Annotated in this window: 17 protein-coding genes and 1 tRNA gene; 10 read left to right on the top strand and 8 right to left on the bottom strand. The window is 69.8% G+C overall.

The window, feature by feature from the left end:
• Nucleotides 1-13 precede the first annotated feature (13 nt).
• Nucleotides 14-1480 carry a glutamate synthase subunit beta gene (locus ACILRH_RS15110; RefSeq protein WP_395694611.1) on the top strand — a complete coding sequence of 489 codons (1467 nt, stop codon included), beginning with the start codon at nt 14-16 and terminating at the stop codon, nt 1478-1480.
• A 65-nt stretch (nt 1481-1545) separates the two neighbouring features.
• Nucleotides 1546-3012, top strand: a complete 1467-nt coding sequence (gene pyk / locus ACILRH_RS15105) for a pyruvate kinase (protein WP_395694610.1) — start codon at nt 1546-1548, stop codon at nt 3010-3012.
• Between the two features lie 41 nt (nt 3013-3053).
• Here the strand turns inward: pyk and ACILRH_RS15100 are convergent, their stop codons facing one another.
• The gene (locus ACILRH_RS15100) at nt 3054-3638 is read right to left on the bottom strand and encodes a transcriptional regulator (protein ID WP_395694608.1); all 585 of its coding nucleotides are present in this window, start codon (nt 3636-3638) and stop codon (nt 3054-3056) included.
• 228 nt (nt 3639-3866) lie between these two features.
• Nucleotides 3867-3949: transfer RNA gene (locus tag ACILRH_RS15095), tRNA-Leu, on the bottom strand.
• A gap of 96 nt (nt 3950-4045) precedes the next feature.
• Between ACILRH_RS15095 and ACILRH_RS15090 the strand changes: the two genes are divergently transcribed.
• From ACILRH_RS15090 to ACILRH_RS15060, 7 genes are all read left to right on the top strand, one after another.
• On the top strand, nt 4046-4231 hold the full coding sequence (locus ACILRH_RS15090) for a hypothetical protein (protein ID WP_395694606.1): 186 nt from the start codon (nt 4046-4048) through the stop codon (nt 4229-4231).
• Nucleotides 4232-4240: 9 nt separating this feature from the next.
• Complete coding sequence (locus ACILRH_RS15085; RefSeq protein WP_395694605.1) at nt 4241-4849, top strand: ANTAR domain-containing response regulator; 609 nt, start codon at nt 4241-4243, stop codon at nt 4847-4849.
• A 198-nt stretch (nt 4850-5047) separates the two neighbouring features.
• Complete coding sequence (locus tag ACILRH_RS15080) at nt 5048-6190, top strand: branched-chain amino acid ABC transporter substrate-binding protein (protein WP_395694603.1); 1143 nt, start codon at nt 5048-5050, stop codon at nt 6188-6190.
• 89 nt (nt 6191-6279) lie between these two features.
• Complete coding sequence (locus ACILRH_RS15075; protein WP_395694601.1) at nt 6280-7296, top strand: branched-chain amino acid ABC transporter permease; 1017 nt, start codon at nt 6280-6282, stop codon at nt 7294-7296.
• Complete coding sequence (locus ACILRH_RS15070; RefSeq protein WP_395694599.1) at nt 7296-8465, top strand: branched-chain amino acid ABC transporter permease; 1170 nt, start codon at nt 7296-7298, stop codon at nt 8463-8465. The genes ACILRH_RS15075 and ACILRH_RS15070 overlap by 1 nt, the downstream gene beginning before the upstream one ends.
• Entirely contained in the window at nt 8455-9279 is an 825-nt protein-coding gene (locus ACILRH_RS15065) for an ABC transporter ATP-binding protein (RefSeq protein WP_395694598.1), read from the top strand. The genes ACILRH_RS15070 and ACILRH_RS15065 overlap by 11 nt, the downstream gene beginning before the upstream one ends.
• Nucleotides 9269-9982 (top strand): ABC transporter ATP-binding protein, encoded by a 714-nt coding sequence (locus ACILRH_RS15060; protein ID WP_395694596.1) that lies wholly within the window; start codon nt 9269-9271, stop codon nt 9980-9982. Before ACILRH_RS15065 ends, ACILRH_RS15060 begins: the two co-directional genes overlap by 11 nt.
• 36 nt (nt 9983-10018) lie before the next feature.
• Here the strand turns inward: ACILRH_RS15060 and ACILRH_RS15055 are convergent, their stop codons facing one another.
• From ACILRH_RS15055 to ACILRH_RS15040, 4 genes are all read right to left on the bottom strand, one after another.
• Nucleotides 10019-10768, bottom strand: coding sequence for an amino acid ABC transporter ATP-binding protein (locus ACILRH_RS15055; protein ID WP_395694595.1), 750 nt, complete (start codon nt 10766-10768; stop codon nt 10019-10021).
• A complete protein-coding gene (locus ACILRH_RS15050; RefSeq protein WP_395694593.1) occupies nt 10765-11553 on the bottom strand; it encodes an amino acid ABC transporter permease in 789 nt (262 codons plus the stop codon). Before ACILRH_RS15050 ends, ACILRH_RS15055 begins: the two co-directional genes overlap by 4 nt.
• Before the next feature lie 32 nt (nt 11554-11585).
• Nucleotides 11586-12419 carry an ABC transporter substrate-binding protein gene (locus ACILRH_RS15045; RefSeq protein WP_395694591.1) on the bottom strand — a complete coding sequence of 278 codons (834 nt, stop codon included), beginning with the start codon at nt 12417-12419 and terminating at the stop codon, nt 11586-11588.
• Nucleotides 12420-12504: 85 nt separating this feature from the next.
• Nucleotides 12505-13251, bottom strand: coding sequence for a DUF554 domain-containing protein (locus ACILRH_RS15040; RefSeq protein WP_395694589.1), 747 nt, complete (start codon nt 13249-13251; stop codon nt 12505-12507).
• 113 nt (nt 13252-13364) lie between these two features.
• On the opposite strand from ACILRH_RS15040, the gene ACILRH_RS15035 reads away from it, so the two are divergent.
• Complete coding sequence (locus ACILRH_RS15035; protein ID WP_395694587.1) at nt 13365-13946, top strand: GNAT family N-acetyltransferase; 582 nt, start codon at nt 13365-13367, stop codon at nt 13944-13946.
• 11 nt (nt 13947-13957) lie between these two features.
• Here the strand turns inward: ACILRH_RS15035 and ACILRH_RS15030 are convergent, their stop codons facing one another.
• Together ACILRH_RS15030 and ACILRH_RS15025 are read right to left on the bottom strand one after the other, a co-directional pair.
• The gene (locus ACILRH_RS15030; protein WP_395694585.1) at nt 13958-14389 is read right to left on the bottom strand and encodes a PaaI family thioesterase; all 432 of its coding nucleotides are present in this window, start codon (nt 14387-14389) and stop codon (nt 13958-13960) included.
• A gap of 42 nt (nt 14390-14431) precedes the next feature.
• On the bottom strand, nt 14432-15094 hold the full coding sequence (locus ACILRH_RS15025) for a hypothetical protein (protein WP_395694583.1): 663 nt from the start codon (nt 15092-15094) through the stop codon (nt 14432-14434).
• Between the last annotated feature and the right edge of the window lie 84 nt (nt 15095-15178).

Raw genomic sequence — 15178 nt, 5'->3', positions numbered from 1 at the left:
GGGGTGCTCGGGCATGGCTGACCCCAGAGGCTTCCTCAAGCGCGGCCGGGAGGTCGCGGAGCGGCGCCCGGTCGAGGAGCGGATCCACGACTGGCACGAGGTCTACCCCGGCAGCGCCGGGCGAGCCCTGCTGCCGATCATCACCGACCAGGCCGGCCGGTGCATGGACTGCGGCATCCCGTTCTGCCACCAGGGGTGCCCGCTGGGCAACATCATCCCGGAGTGGAACGACCTGGTCTGGCGCGACGACTGGTCCGGCGCGATCGAGCGTCTGCACGCGACCAACAACTTCCCCGAGTTCACGGGCCGGCTGTGCCCGGCGCCGTGCGAGACCGCGTGCGTGCTCGGGATCAACCAGGACCCGGTGACGATCAAGAACGTCGAGGTCTCGATCATCGACCGGGCGTGGGAGTCCGGCCTGGTCCGTCCCCAGCCACCGGAGTGGCTCTCGGGCCGCACCGTCGCCGTGATCGGCTCCGGTCCCGCGGGCCTCGCGGTCGCCCAGCAGCTCACCCGGGTCGGCCACACCGTGGCCGTCTACGAGCGCGCCGACAAGGTGGGCGGACTGCTGCGCTACGGGATCCCCGAGTTCAAGATGGAGAAGCAGCACCTCGACCGCCGGCTCGACCAGATGCGGCGTGAGGGCACCATCTTCCGGGCCGGCGTCGACGTGGGCGCCGACATCGGGGCCGAGGCGTTGCGCGAGCGGTACGACGCGGTCGTCCTCGCGATCGGCTCGACGGTCGCGCGCGACCTGCCCGTGCCGGGCCGGGAGCTGACCGGCATCCACCAGGCCATGGACTTCCTGCCGCAGGCCAACCGGGCCGCGCTGGGCGCCGAGGTCGAGGGTCAGGTCACGGCCGCCGGCAAGCACGTGGTGATCATCGGCGGCGGCGACACGGGTGCCGACTGCCTCGGCACGTCGACCCGCCAGGGTGCCGCGTCGATCACGCAGCTGGAGATCCTCCCCGAGCCGCCCGAGACCCGTCCCGCCGGACAGCCCTGGCCCACCTATCCGATGGTGTTCCGGGTCTCCTCGGCGCACGAGGAGGCGGGGGAGCGGGTCTACGGCGTCTCGACGACCGAGCTCGTCGGCGACGACGACGGCAACGTCCGGGCGCTCCGGCTCGTGGACGTCACCTTCGAGGACGGCCGCTTCGTCCCGGTCGAGGGCAGCGAGCGGGAGATCCCGGCCGACCTGGTGCTCCTGGCGATGGGCTTCACCGGCCCGCAGCGCGAGGGCCTGGTCGAGCAGCTGGGGGTCGACCTCGACGAGCGCGGCAACGTCGCGCGCGACGCGTCGTACCAGTCGTCGGTCGAGGGCGTCTTCGTCGCCGGGGACGCTGGTCGCGGGCAGTCGCTCATCGTGTGGGCGATCGCCGAGGGGCGGGCCGCGGCCGCTGCGGTGGACCGCTACCTGACCGGCTCGACGAACCTGCCGGCGCCGATCCCGCCGACCGAGCGGCCCCTCGTGGTCTGAGGTCGCGACGAGATCGGACAGGGGTTCGGTCTTTGAACGATCAAAGTCGGGGTAGGCTGGAGCGCGTGCGTAGAGCCAAGATCGTCTGCACCCTCGGTCCGGCCACCTCCTCGCCCCGGCGGATCCGCGAGCTCGTGTACGCCGGGATGGACGTCGCCCGGCTCAACATGAGCCACGGCGCCCACGAGGACCACGCCGAGGCCTACCGCCTCGTGCGGGAGGCCTCGGACGCCAGCGGCCACGGCGTGGCGATCTTCGCCGACCTCCAGGGGCCCAAGATCCGTCTCGAGACCTTCGCGGACGGGCCGGTGGTGCTGCACCGCGGCCAGCGCTGGACGATCACCACCCGCGACGTGCCAGGCGACGACCGGGAGTGCGGGACGACGTACTCCGGGCTGCCGGGCGACGTGAAGCCCGGCGACCCGATCCTCATCGATGACGGCAAGGTGCGCCTGCGCGTGGTCGAGGTGGACGACACCGACGTGCGGACCGAGGTGCTCGTCGGTGGCAAGGTCAGCGACCACAAGGGCATCAACCTGCCCGGCGTGGCGGTCTCCGTGCCGGCCCTGTCGGACAAGGACGAGGCCGACCTGCGGTTCGCCCTGGGCCTCTCGGTGGACTTCGTCGCGCTCAGCTTCGTCCGGGACGCCAAGGACGTCGAGGACGTCCGACGGGTGATGGACGAGGTCGGCATGCACGTGCCGGTCATCGCCAAGATCGAGAAGCCGCAGGCGATCGACAACCTCGACGAGATCGTGGCGGCGTTCGACGGGTTCATGGTCGCGCGCGGCGACCTCGGCGTCGAGTGTCCCCTCGAGGACGTGCCCTTCCTGCAGAAGCGGATCATCGAGAAGGCCCGGCTCAACGCCAAGCCCGTCATCGTGGCGACCCAGATGCTGGAGTCGATGATCACCAGTCCCTCGCCGACCCGCGCGGAGGCCTCCGACGTCGCCAACGCCGTCCTCGACGGTGCGGACGCGGTGATGCTGTCCGGCGAGACCAGCGTGGGGGAGTACCCCGTGCACACCGTCGAGACGATGGCCCGGATCATCACCGCCACCGAGGCGCACGCGCTGGAGGACTCCAGCGAGAGCGCCCACGTCGCGACGATCGAGTGGGACCCCCACACGCGCGGCGGCGTGATCGCCAAGGCCGCCGCGGAGGTCGCCGAGCGAGTCGGGGCGAAGTACGTCGTGGCCTTCACGACCAGCGGGGACTCCGCGAAGCGGATGTCGCGCCTGCGCGGGCGCATCCCGATCCTCGCGTTCACCCCGGTCGCGCGCGTGCGCTCCCAGCTCGCGCTCACCTGGGGCGTCGAGACCTTCAAGACGCACCCGGTCGAGCACACCGACGAGATGGTGCGCCAGGTCGACGAGCAGCTCCTGCAGATCGGCCGGGTCCGCGAGGGCGACCTGGTCGTCCTCATCGCCGGCAGCCCGCCCGGCATCCCGGGCTCCACCAACGCCCTGCGCATCCACCGGATGGGCGACGCGATCAACGAGGTCGCGCCCGCCTACCGACGCGAGGGCTGACGCACCGGCTCGTGGGCGGATCCGCAGGAGGTCGCCACGGATCACATCTTCGGCCCGATGAGCCCGTCGAGCCGCGCGACGTCAGCGCGGGTGGAGACGCTGATGGTCTTCTGGTTCGACCGTCGCCACCCGACGCCGACGAGGTCGAGCGCCCAGCAGCACAGGCCCAGGATGTCGGTGGACACGTTGGTGAACTGCCAGCGGGGGTAGTCGTACCGCTTCCTCTCCCCGGCGACGACCCTGGTCGCCCAGTTGCGCACCCGGCTGCCGTCGGAGTGGAACAGCCCGCGGAGGAAGGCGGCCGGCTCGGCCTCGACCACCTTGCGCTGCCAGTCCGCCAGCACGATCGGTCGCTCGTGCTTGCGGCCGGGGCCGTGCTGCGGGAACAGGCACGGCCAGTGCTTCCAAGAGACCGTCGTGACCAAGCACCCCGGCACGTGGCGACTATGCGGCCGGCCGTGAGGCTTCACTCGTGACATGAGCTCGGCGATGTGGACGTTGTCCTGCTCGTACTGGGCGTCGTTGTAGACGTGCAGGTTGAACACGCCGCGCCGGCCGCGGGAGATGTGACCATCACCGAGGTACCAGCCGAGCAGCTCCGAGTAGGCCGGCTCATCGAGCGGCACTCCCTGGCAACGGGGGCACGGTGGTGCGAGGTGTGATTGCCCGCGAACGTTGCCCCGGCGCTGGTACTCGCGCCGCCACCGACGGATGGTCTTGATGGCCACCCCGTGGTCAAGGGCATTCTGTCGGTCGGGCACGCCGGCGTCCGAGGCGCGCAGCGCGCTCGCGACGATCTCGGGGTGACGAATGTGCGACACCCTTGCATCGTCGGCGCGCCCACCGACAGTCGGTGCCGGGTGTGGGAGTCGAACCCACACGTCCTTGCGGACAGTGGTGTTTGAGACCACCGCGTCTGCCATTCCGCCAACCCGGCCGGGCCGCATGAACCCTAGCCGATCACGAGGTTGGGGAAACTGTACTGATCCGATACATTTTTGGACGTCCGGGCACCGAGGCAACGGGGATCGTCATGGGGAAGCCGTGGGAGTGGGCCGCCGCGCAAGTCGCGGGGTGGGCCACCGCCAGCAACGTCGCGGCGCTGGAGAACGCCCGGACGGCTGCTACCGAGCTCAGCCGACGCAGGGTGGAGCGCGACGAGGTCGAGCTGTTCCTGGCCGGACGGTCCGACGCGCGGAGGACCACGGAGGCCGGATAGCCTGCTCCCGTGAGCCAGCAGCAGGGTCCGGGTGATGCGCCTCGTCGCGTCGTGATCGCGGAGGACGAGGTGCTCATCCGCATGGACCTCGCCGAGATGCTCGCGGAGGAGGGGTACGACGTCGTCGGCCAGGCCGGCGACGGTCAGGCCGCCATCGAGCTGGCCGAGGAGCTCCGCCCCGACCTGGTGATCCTCGACGTGAAGATGCCGGTGCTCGACGGGATCGCTGCCGCCGAGCGGATCGCGGCGAGCCGGATCGCGCCGGTCGTCATCCTCACTGCGTTCTCCCAGCGCGACCTGGTGGAGCGGGCGCGCGACGCGGGCGCGATGGCCTACCTGGTCAAGCCGTTCTCCCGATCCGACCTGGTGCCGGCCGTCGAGATGGCCGTGAGCCGCTTCGCGGAGCTGACCCTGCTCGAGTCCGAGGTCGCCGACCTGACCGAGCGGCTGGAGACGCGCAAGGCCGTCGAGCGGGCCAAGAGCCTGCTGCAGGAGCGGCTCCAGCTCACCGAGGCCGAGGCGTTCCGGTGGATCCAGAAGACCGCGATGGACCTGCGGCTCTCGATGCGCCAGGTCGCCGACGGCGTCATCGCGCACGGCCCCGGCATCGCCGGGTGATCGGGGCGTAAGCGTTTTCTGCCGGTTCGCCGTGTTCGGGCGCGATCGGCGCTGACGAGGGTTACGATTCGGCAACCGTCGATCACACGACGGCACAAATGGCCTCCTGGACGGACACCCGGGTCTAGGTTGGCCGCGATCGATCCGAGCTCCGTGTGCGTGCGCGGGGCCTCTGTGTCCGACGGAAGGACTTTGAAGATGCGCTTCACCCGTTCCATCTCCGTGGTCGCTGGGCTGGCGTTGTCCGGCCTCGCACTGACCGCGTGCGGCAGCAGCGACTCCGGCGGCGGTAGCAGCAGCGACGGCTCCGCCAGTGGGGGATCTGCCAGCAGCGAGCTGTGCGGCAAGAACCTCGCCTTCCTCGGGGCACTGACCGGCGACGCCGGTGCGCTCGGCCAGAACATGGTCGGCGGCATCGAGCTGGCGCTCAAGGAGTTCAACGACAAGAACGCCGACTGCCAGATCGGCCTGAAGAAGTTCGACTCGCAGGGCAGCCCCGACACCGCGCCGGGCCTGGCCACGCAGATCGTCAACGACGACTCGATCTTCGGCCTGATCGGCCCCGGCTTCTCGGGTGAGTCGCTCGCGACCGGCAAGACCTTCTTCGAGAAGGGCCTGCCGTCGATCTCCCCCTCGGCCACCAACGTCACCATCACCCAGCAGGGCTGGACGACGTGGCACCGCGTCATCGGCAACGACGACGCCCAGGGCGAGGCCGCCGCGAACTACCTGACCACCGACATCGGCGCCAAGAAGGTCTTCGTCATCGACGACGGCCAGGACTACAGCAAGGGCCTCGCCAACACGGTGAAGGAGTCGCTGGGCGACGCCCTCGTCGACTCCGACCAGATCTCGGTCGGCCAGACCGACATGTCGGCCGCCGTCACCAAGGTCAAGGCCTCGGGTGCCGACGCGGTCTTCTACGGCGGCTACTACACCGAGGCGGGTCTGCTCGCCAAGGCGCTGCGCCAGGGTGGCTTCAAGGGCACGTTCATGTCCGGTGACGGTTCGGAGGACCCGAACTTCGTGAAGGTCGCCGGCGCCGACGCCGCCGAGGGCGCGGTCCTCACGGCGCCGGCGGGCCCGCCGCCCGCCGACTTCGGCGCGTCCGGTCTGTACGCCACGCAGTCCTACGACGCGACGAACATCTTCCTCGGCGCGCTCGAGGACGGTGCCTCCACGCCGGAGGAGATCAACGACTTCATCGGCAGCTACTCCGGAGACGGTGTCAGCGGCCCGATCGCCTTCGACGAGAACGGCGACATCACCGAGTCGACGATCTACGCCTACTTCGTCAAGAACGGCGAGCTGGACGTCGAGAACCCGAAGCCGATCTCCTGATCCTGATCGACTGACGCACTGACACGGGCTGCGGCCGGAGGGGGACCCCCTCCGGCCGCTGCCCATCACCTCGACAGAGGAGATCCCCCTTGGACCTCGGCGCCCTCTTCGGAAGCTTCGACAGCTTCCTCAGCTTCACCATCGGTGGGCTGGTCTTCGGCGCGATCTACGCGCTGATCGCACTCGGGTACACGATGGTGTACGGCGTCCTGCAGCTGATCAACTTCGCCCACTCCGAGGTCTTCATGTACGGGACCTTCGCGGTGGCCTGGACGTTCGTGCTCCTGCACGGCACCAGCTCCGCGACCTGGACCCTGTCCGAGGCCCTTCCGGTCCTCTTGGTGGCCTTGGTGGTGGCGATGGCGGTCTCGGCGCTCATCGCACTGCTGCTCGAACGCGTCGCCTACCGCCCGCTGATCAAGAGGGGTGCCCCGAAGCTGATCATCCTCATCTCGGCGATCGGCGCGTCGTTCGCGCTGTCGGAGGCGATGGGCCTGCGAGACCGGTTCGCCGGCTGGGTGGGTGCGGACAGCACGCTCGCCAACTACGTCAGCCCGGACAAGGCCCGAGACGTCTACACCAACCCCGTCACGATCGAGCCGAGCGTGCTGTTCAACATCGGCGGCTACGGCGTCACCAACGTCGACGTGACGATCATCGTCTCGGCCCTGCTGCTCATGGTGCTGCTGGACCAGCTCGTGCGCCGCACCAAGTTCGGCCGGGGCATCCGGTCCGTCGCCCAGGACCCCGAGTCGGCCGCCCTGATGGGCGTGAACGCGACGCGAGTCGTGCAGCTCACCTTCCTCATCGGCGGCATCGCGGCCGGTGTGGCGGCCACCCTCTACATGATGAAGATCGGCGCCACGAGGCAGAGCGCCGGCTTCATCCTCGGCGTCAAGGCCTTCACCGCTGCCGTCATGGGCGGCATCGGCAACCTGCGCGGCGCCCTCCTCGGCGGCCTGACCCTGGGCGTGATGGAGAACTGGGGTGCGGCCATCTTCGGCAACGAGTGGCGCGACGTCGTGGCGTTCGTCCTCCTCGTCCTGGTCCTCCTGGTGCGACCCTCGGGCATCCTGGGTGAGTCGCTCGGAAAGGCGCGTGCGTGATGGCCACCAGAATCGGCAGGGGGTGGGACCGGATGCTCGACCGGTACTACGCCAGCCCCAAGATCGTCCGGATCCTCGTCGTCACGCTGCTGCTCGTCCTCGTCTACGCACTGCCGCTCCTGCGGCCGCCTGTCCTCACCACCAACAGCATCGACTTCGCTGGGGTCATGTTCCGGGTCATCGCGTTCGCGCTCGTGGCGCTGGGACTCAACATCGTCATCGGCTACGCAGGTCTGCTCGACCTCGGGTACGTCGGCTTCTACGCCGTCGGTGCCTACACCACCGCCGTGCTGACCACCTACCACTTCGCCTGGCCGTTCTTCCTGGCGCTGCCCGTGGCGATCGCGGTCACCATGATCACCGGCGTGCTGCTGGGTGCCCCGACCCTGCGCGTACGCGGCGACTACCTCGCGATCGTGACGCTCGGATTCGGGGAGATCATCCGGATCACCGTGACCAACGTGGAGTGGCTCGGTGCGGCTGCCGGCATCAAGGACATCCCGCACCCGAACAACCTGGGCCCCGAGCCCAAGCCGCCGTTCGATCCAGGCGGCTGGTTCGCGATCCCGCGCCTGGAGTGGGACGGCTTCGTGCCGTCGGTCGACCACGAGCACGCGACCCACGTCCTCGTCTTCGGTGCGCTGGACGCGGTGCCCTACTACTGGCTCGTGCTGACGGTCCTGGTGCTGGTGTTCATCGCCGACAAGCTGATGCTGTCCAGCCGGGTGGGTCGGGCGTGGGAGGCGACCCGCGAGGACGAGGAGGCCGCGGAGCTGATGGGTGTGCCCACGTTCCGCTACAAGCTGCTGGCCTTCGCCATGGGCGCGGCGATCGGCGGGCTGTCGGGGTCGTTCTACGCCAGCAGCCAGAGCGGCTACATCAACCCACTCAGCTTCCCGCTGCTGCTGTCGATGCTGTTCGTCGCCGCGGTCATCGTCGGTGGCGCCGGCAACCGCTGGGGTGCGATTCTCGGTGGCGCCATCGTCGCCTACCTGCCCGAGCGGTTCCGCGACTTCGCCGACTACCGCCTGATGTTCTTCGGGCTGGCGCTGATGCTCCTGGCGATCTGGCGCCCGCAGGGCCTGCTGCCACCACGCCGCACCAGGCGGGCACTCGCCGCCAAGGCCGAGATCGAGGAGCTGGAAGGAGAGCCGGTCGATGTCCTCTGACGCCACCACCCCTGACGCACCCGCCCCGGTCGCCACCGGACGGCCGCTGCTCGAGGTCGACGACGTCACCATCCGGTTCGGCGGCGTGACCGCCCTCGACCAGGTGACCTTCGACATCAAGGAGGGCGAGATCCTCGGCCTCATCGGCCCGAACGGGGCCGGCAAGACGACCTGCTTCAACGTGATGACGGGCGTCTACCAGGCCACGAGCGGCCAGATCCGGTTCGACGGCCAGGTCCTGGCCAAGCGCAAGCGCCACGACATCACCAAGCTCGGGATCGCCCGGACGTTCCAGAACATCCGTCTCTTCAAGGCGATGACCGCCCTGGAGAACGTGATGGTCGGCGCCGACGCCCGCAGCAGGGTGGGTCTGCTGAACGCGCTGTTCCGCACCCCGCTGCACCGGCGCACCGAGTCGGCGGCCCGGAAGGAGGCGCTCGAGCTCCTCGACTTCGTGGGTGTGAGCGGGCGCGCCGACGAGCTCGCCGAGAACCTCTCCTACGGCGACCAGCGCCGGCTGGAGATCGCCCGGGCGATGGCCACCCGGCCGCAGCTGCTCTGCCTCGACGAGCCGGCCGCCGGGTTCAACCCCGCCGAGAAGGAACGGCTGATGGGCCTGATCCGCAAGGTGCGGGACCAGGGCATCACCGTGCTCCTCATCGAGCACGACATGCGCCTGGTGATGGGGGTCACCGACCGGATCGTCGTGCTCGAGTTCGGCCGCAAGATCGCCGAGGGCACGCCCGCGGAGATCCGCGACAACCCCGCCGTCATCGCCGCCTACCTGGGAGTGGACGAAGAAGATGCTTCTTGAGGTCGAGGGCCTGTGCGTCAACTACGGCCACATCGAGGCGATCCGCGACATCTCCTTCACGGTCGAGGAGGGCTCGGTCGTCACCCTGATCGGGGCGAACGGCGCGGGCAAGACCACGACGATGAAGACCCTGTCGGGCCTGCGCCGCGTGCGTGAGGGTCGGGTCGTCTTCGACGGCAAGGACATCACGCACCTGCCGCCCTACGAGCGGGTGCAGATCGGGCTGAGCCAGTCACCCGAGGGCCGCGGGATCTTCCCGGGGATGACGGTGCGCGAGAACCTCGACATGGGCGCCTACGCCCGTAAGGACAAGGCCGCGATCGCCGCGGACCTCGATCGTGCGCTCGGTCTGTTCCCCCGGCTCCAGGAGCGGATCGGGCAGGTCGCGGGCACGCTGTCGGGCGGTGAGCAGCAGATGCTCGCGATCGGTCGCGCCCTGATGGCCCGCCCGCGGGTCCTGCTGCTCGACGAGCCCTCGATGGGGCTCGCTCCGAAGCTGATCCAGCAGATCTTCTCGATCATCGCCGAGATCAACGCCCAGGGCACCACCGTGCTGCTGGTCGAGCAGAACGCCGCCCAGGCCCTCAAGGCCGCCGACCACGCCTACGTGCTGGAGACCGGCGAGATCGTCCGCACCGGCACCGGGGCCGAGCTCGCCGGCGACGAGTCCGTGCGCGCGGCGTACCTCGGCGGCGACCTGTAGGGCTGAGGAGCGGCCGCGCCTGCTGCGCGGCCGCCGTCAGAGCACCTTCGACAGGAACGACTGGGTGCGCTCGTGCTGGGGGTTCGCCAGCACGGTGCGCGGGTCGCCCTCCTCGACGATGACGCCGCCGTCCATGAAGACGAGGTTGTCGCCCACCTCGCGGGCGAAGCCCATCTCGTGGGTGACGACCATCATCGTCATCCCCTCGTTCGCCAGCTCCCGCATCGTCTCGAGCACGTCGCCGACGAGCTCGGGGTCCAGCGCCGAGGTCGGCTCGTCGAAGAGCATCATGTCCGGGTTCATCGACAGGGCGCGGGCGATCGCGACGCGCTGCTGCTGCCCGCCCGAGAGCTTGGCGGGGTAGGCGTCGGCCTTCTCCGACAGACCCACCTTGGCGAGGTTGGCGCGCGCGATCTCCTCGGCCTCGGACCTGGACCGCTTCTTCACGCGCTGCTGGGCGATGCACAGGTTGCGCATCACGCTCATGTGCGGGAAGAGGTTGAAGCTCTGGAAGACCATCCCGATCCGGCTGCGGACGCCGTTCAGGTCGGTCTCGGGGTCGGTGATGTCGATGCCCTCGACCAGGATCCGCCCTGAGGTGGGCTCCTCGAGCCGGTTGACGCAGCGCAGCAGCGTCGACTTGCCCGATCCGGACGGGCCGATGACGCAGACGACCTGACCCTGGTCGACGCGGAAGTCGATGCCCTTGAGCACCTCGTTCTCGCCGAAGTACTTGTGCAGGTTCTCGACCTGGATGGCCGGCGTCCCGCTGGGTGCGGTGGTCATGTCGCCGCCTTCTTCTGCCGTCGCTCCATGTGGGCCACCAGCTGGGTCAGCGGCAGCGTGATCACCAGGTAGACCAGGGCGATCGCGAGCAGCGGACTCGGGTTGGCGGCCGTGGTGAGGGCGTTCTCACCGAACGCGGTGAGCTCGACCTGGGTGGCCGTGAACCCGACGATGCTGAGCAGCGAGGTGTCCTTGAGGAGCAGGATGAACTCGTTGGTGAGCGGCGGGATCACGATCCGCACCGCCTGGGGGAGCGTGATCGACACCATCGTCCACAAGCTGTTCATGCCCAGCGACTGGGCCGCCTCGCGCTGGCCCTTCGGCACCGCCTGGATGCCGGCGCGGAGGGTCTCGGCCATGTAGGCCGAGGACACCATGATCAGCGCGACGAGTCCGGCTCCGACCGTGCCGCCCGGGGGCTGCCACTGGAACGCCAGCGGCACCCCGAGCGCCATGAAGATGATGACGACCAGGGCGGGCAGCCCGCGGAAGAACTCGATGTAGGCGGTCGCGATCCACCGGTAGGGACTCACCGGCGAGAGCTTCATCAGTGCCAGCACGAAGGCCAGCGTGATGCCACCGATGAACGCGATGATCGTGTAGACCACCGTGTTCTTCGCCGCGACGACGATGATGTCCGGGAACAGGCTCTTCCAGGTCTCGGCGTCCAGGAAGTTCGCCTTGATGGCCTCCCAGTCCGCCGCGGCGACCACCCCGACGACGGCGAGCACCAGGACGGCGTACAGGACGCCGTCTCGCACCCGACGCTTCGTCGATCTCTTCACGTCAGTCCTTCTTCACCGGGGGATCGGCCCCGTCAGCTCGAGGTGCTGAAGTACTGGTCGTAGATCTTCTGGTAGTCGCCGTTCGACTTCATCTCGGCGAGTGCCTGGTTGACCGCGTCGATCAGCGCGGTGTTGGTCTTCTTCATCGCCAGCCCGTACTTCTCGCCCGTGTCGTAGGTCTCGACGACCTTGAACTGTCCGGCGGCCTTCGGGTCGTTCTGGTGGTCCAGGTTGACCGGCAGGTCCTGCAGCAGGGCCTGGACCTGGCCGGCCTTGAGGGCGGTGTACATCTCCCCGTCGCTCGGGAAGACCACGATCGACGCACCGCTGGCGTTCTCGTTGGCGTACGCCTCACCCGTGGTGCCCTTCTGGACACCCACCTTGACGCCGTCGAGGTCGTCGATCGAGGCGATGCTGGAGTCGGCCGGCACGAGCAGGGACTGCTCGGAGTCGTAGTAGCCCTCGCTGAACCCGATGTTCTTCTCGCGCTCGGGGGTGATCGTCATCGCGCTCGCGGCCATGTCGCACTGACCCGAGTTGAGGGCCAGGCCGCTCTGGAGCGCGTCGAAGGAGGAGTCCTTGATGACCACGTCGACGCCCAGCTTCTGGGAGATCTCGTCGACGATGTCGACATCGAAGCCCGTGAACCCGGTGCTGGAGGACTTGTCGAAGTCCTCGAACGGCGGGTAGGGGACGTCGGAGCACACGGTGAGCGTCCCGGACTTGATCAGGCCGAGGTCGGCGGCACCGGACGAGCCTCCGTCCGACGAGCCGCCGCTGTCGGACGAGCCGCAGGCGGTCAGGGAGATCGCCAGCGCGGCGAACGCGGCCGCGGCGAGCGAGGAGCGCAGGGTACGGGTCAGCATGCGTGCACCTTAGTGGCGTGGCGCACACGATGTGCGCAGAACCCCCGACCGGGCCGGTCACGGTCGGGTCTCGATCCGGTCCCGGTCAGCGCAGCGCGGCCACCGCCGCGACCAGCGCCGGCGCGACCAGCAGCGCCGGCAGCAGGTCGGCCACGGGGATCTCCCGGATCCGCAGCAGCCGCAGCGCCACCCCGACCAGCAGCAGGCCGCCGGTCGCCGTGATGGCGGCGAGCTCCGCGTCGGGCAGCACCCCGCCGAGCGCCAGCCCGAGCAGCGTCAGCGAGCCCTGCACCACGAGCACGGTGAGCGCGCTCGCGGCGACACCCCAGCCGAACGACGCCGCGAAGGCGATCGCGGCGAACCCGTCGAGCGCGGCCTTGAGGAACAGCTGGTCGGCGCCGTTCCCGAGGCCGTCGTTCAGCGACCCGAGGATCGTCAGCGGGCCGGTGCAGAAGACGAGCGAGGAGACCACGAAGCCCTCGATGAACCGGTGCCGCTCCGCCGATCCGGTGTCGCCCGCGAGGCGACCCTGCAACCAGCCACCCAGGCCCTCGACCCGGGCCTCGAGCCGCAGCAGGGACCCGATGATCCCGCCGATCAGCAGCGACCCGAGCACGATCAGCATCGGCGCGCTGTCACCCACCCGGGCCGCCAGGTCGTCGTCGAGCACCGCCATGGCCGAGGTGCCCGCGATGAGGAGCGTCACCAGGCCGAGGGCGTCGGTGACCAGGTCGCGCGTGCGCACCGGCAGCCGGTTGCCCAGGAGGACGCCGATGGTGCTGCCGACCAGGACGGTGGCGACGTTCACGGCGGTACCCAGACCGGGGATCACGGGGGACTCCTCTGACAGATCGGCGCGGCTGAGCGTAGTCTCCTTCAGTGGCGCCGCTTTCGGGGGACACGAGACGCGGCGAGCGATCTGGAGGCATTCGAAAGCATGACGCGATGACCCGTGGTCTGGTGGCGCTGCGGCCGGCGACGATCGAGGACGCGCCGCAGCTGGCCGATCTGTGGAGCGACGTGCTGCGCAGGGCCGATCGCGGCGAGCAGGTCGCCGACGTCGAGGCCGTCCTGGCCCGGGTCGAGGACGCGCTGCAGGAGCGGATCGTCGTCGCGGAGTACGACGGCGAGCTCGCCGGCGCCGTCCACCTGCAGGCCACCACGATGTCCGGGCTGAACCTCGAGCCGGTCGTGCGGGCGCTCTCGCCGCACGTGTTCCCCCGGTTCCGCCGGCGCGGGGTCGGCACGGCGCTGATGGACGCGGCGACGACCTGGGCGGAGGAGCTCGGGATCGGTCACGTCGCGACCGCCGCGGTCTCGGGGTCCCGCGACGCCAACCGGTTCATGGCCCGCATCGCGCTGGGACCGTACGCCGTCCTCCGGGTCGCCCCGACGATCGCCGTCCGTGCCCGGCTGGCCTCCCACCGTCGGCCGGTCGCCGGGACCGGCGGTCGGCAGGTGACCCAGGTGCTCGCTGCCCGACGGTCGCTGCGCCGCTCGCGGACCGCTCGCTCCGCCGAGGGTTGACCAGGTCGGGCTCAGGAGTCGAAGCGCTCGCGCGGCAGCAGGGCGCAGGTGATCCGCGAGGTGCAGACCCGCTTGCCGCGCTCGTCGGTGATGACGACCTCGTAGGACGCCGTGGTCCGTCCCAGGTGCAGCGCGGTCGCGGTGCCCGTGACGGTCCCCGAGGTCGCCGACCGGTGGTGGGTCGCGTTGATCTCGATGCCGACCGAGAGCCGGTCGGGATGCGCGTGGATCGCGGACCCGACCGACCCCAGGGTCTCGGCGAGCACGACCGACGCGCCGCCGTGGAGGAGGCCGTAGGGCTGGGTGTTGCCCTCGACCGGCATGGTCGCGACCACGCGCTCCGCGGAGATCTCGACGAGCTCGATGCCCATCTTCTCGTTGAGGCCACCCATGCCCTGGGGCATGGACGACACGTACTCCTCGATGGACTGCTCGTCGGTCATGGCGGCATTCTCGACCATCACCCGTGGCGCGGACGCGGCAGGTCAGGCGTCGCAGCCGATCCGCTTGGCCGCCTTCGCGACCGAGGTGTTGGCCGGCAGGTCGCACCGCTGGCCGCCGTCGTCGCGGATCGAGAAGGAGCTCCAGCTCGTCTTGCGCCACTTCACGACACCGGTGTCCTGGTCGTGCCCGTCCGTGGCGTTGCACGAGGAGTACTCGAAGGTGCCCGAGACGATCCGGTGCCCCACGAACCAGATGACCGTCCGACCGGCCGGGATGGTCGTCGTGGTGTCGGTCGTGACCGTGCGGGTCTCGGTGCCGGTCGTGCCGTACGACGCCCGGTAGCTGGTGTCGCCGTGCGCCTCGACGAAGACGTTGACCACCTTCTTCAGCATCGCGCTCGCCCCGACGGAGGCACCGACGGTCGAGCCGACCTTCGCGGCGAACGTCTTGCGGTGCTGGGTCGTGACGGTCTCACCGCGGTGGATGACCGTGCGACCGGCGTAGGTGCGCGCCGACATCCGGCTGATCCCGATGGCGGTGGAGCCCTGCACGAAGCGGACCTTGGTGTCGTAGGTGTGGCGGTTGCAGAACGTGGGCCGCTCGGCGGCGCCCGTGGTGGCCGGCGCCGCGGCGTCGGCCGCGCCGACGAGCCCGCCGGAGGTGAGCGCGGCGCAGGCCGCGGCGACGAGCAGGTGCTTCTTCATGGGCTTCTCCCCGAGTCAGGTGGGTGGTGAGCCATGCACTACCCCGCTGCCACCCCGGCAAACCCGGCGCTCCGCAACCTGCAC

The sequence above is a fragment of the Nocardioides sp. genome, assembly GCF_044226765.1.
GTDB lineage: Bacteria > Actinomycetota > Actinomycetes > Propionibacteriales > Nocardioidaceae > Nocardioides.
Note: the sequence above shows the minus strand (reverse complement) of the source record. Positions and strands in the feature narration are given on the sequence as shown.